The sequence below is a fragment of the Streptomyces sp. 13-12-16 genome (assembly GCF_002114215.1).
GTDB lineage: Bacteria > Actinomycetota > Actinomycetes > Streptomycetales > Streptomycetaceae > Streptomyces.
In genome coordinates, this window is record NZ_NCTE01000924.1 from 1 (window position 1) to 1,428 (window position 1,428).

General features: G+C 75.9%; 2 protein-coding genes. One reads left to right on the forward strand and one right to left on the reverse strand.

All coding sequences use genetic code 11. The features are described 5' to 3' along the window. A partial coding sequence (locus B7767_RS32325; RefSeq protein WP_143652741.1) for a glycosyltransferase occupies positions 1 to 738 on the reverse strand: 738 nt, incomplete at its 3' end. A 16-nt stretch (positions 739 to 754) separates the two neighbouring features. On the opposite strand from B7767_RS32325, the gene B7767_RS32330 reads away from it, so the two are divergent. Further along, positions 755 to 1,428 (forward strand): glutamate racemase (locus tag B7767_RS32330; protein ID WP_085575233.1); only part of this gene is annotated, 674 nt, incomplete at its 3' end.

Genomic DNA, 1,428 nt, shown 5'->3' on the forward strand with positions numbered 1-1,428 from the left:
GGCCTGCCGGATCGCGTCCGGGACCCGCGCCCGCTCGGCCGCCTCGGCACGCAGCAGCACGCAGCCGCCCGCCGCGGCGGCCGTCCGGGTCCCCTCCCGCCCGATCCGGCGGAACGGGTACAACTGCGCGAAGAAGTAGACGAACGCGGGTACCACCAGACGTTCCCAGAGGCTCGCCACCCGCAGCCGGGCCATCTGCGACACGATGTCGAACCCCCCGGCACGGGCCGCCGCCACCAGCCGGCGCAGACTGTCCGGGGCGTGCGCGATGTCGGCGTCCGTCAGCAGCAGGTACTCGGGGTCACGCGCGCGTGCCAGCCCCATGCCGTGCCGCACCGCCCACAGCTTGCCGGTCCAGCCGGCGGGCGGCTCGCCCGGAGAGCCCACCGTGAGCGGCAGCCCGCCGTGCCGGTCCGCGAGCTCCCGCGCGAGCTCCCCGGTGCCGTCCGTGCTGCCGTCGTCGACGAGGAAGACCTCGGCCCTGCCCGGGTAGTCCTGGGCGAGCAGCGAGGGCAGGCTCGCGGGCAGCACCGCCGCCTCGTCCCGCGCGGGGACCACGACACACACCGACGGCCACGTCTCCGGGTCGCGGGACGGCGGGAGCCGCACATCCGTACGCCAGAAGAAGCCCTGGCAGAACAGCAGCCACCACCAGGCGGCGAGTGATCCGGCGGCACTCCACACAACGGCGCTCACCTGCCGCAGTCTGCCCCACGACAGGGGCCCGAAGCGGCCCATCGTCTATCGTGGCCGGGTGAAGATCGCGCTCATGGACTCCGGAATCGGGCTGCTGGCGGCCACCGCCGCGGTACGGCGTCTGCGCCCCGACGCCGATCTCGTCCTCTCCCTCGACCCCGACGGCATGCCCTGGGGACCCAGGACCCCGGAGGACCTCACCGAGCGTGCCCTCGCCGTCGCCGAGGCGGCCGCCGCGCACCGGCCCGACGCGCTGATCGTCGGCTGCAACACCGCCACGGTGCACGCCCTCACCGCCCTGCGCGCCCGCCTCGAGCCCGGCCTGCCGGTCATCGGCACCGTCCCGGCGATCAAACCGGCCGCGGCCGGCGGCGGACCGCTGGCGATCTGGGCCACACCGGCCACGACCGGCAGCCCTTACCAGCGGGACCTGATCGAGAACTTCGCCGACGGCGTCACCGTCACCGAGGTGCCGTGCTGGGGGCTCGCCGAGGCGGTGGAGCACGCGGACGAGACGGCGATCGACGCCGCCGTCGCCGCGGCCGCCGAGCTGACCCCGGACGACGTGACGACCGTCGTCCTGGGCTGCACCCATTACGAACTGGTCGCCGAGCGCATCCGGGCCGCCGTGCAGCACCCCGGCCGTCCGCCGCTCGCCCTGCACGGCTCCGCCGGAGCGGTGGCCGCCCAGGCCCTGCGCCGCCTCGGCGAGCAGCCCGCCCCCCGGGCGCC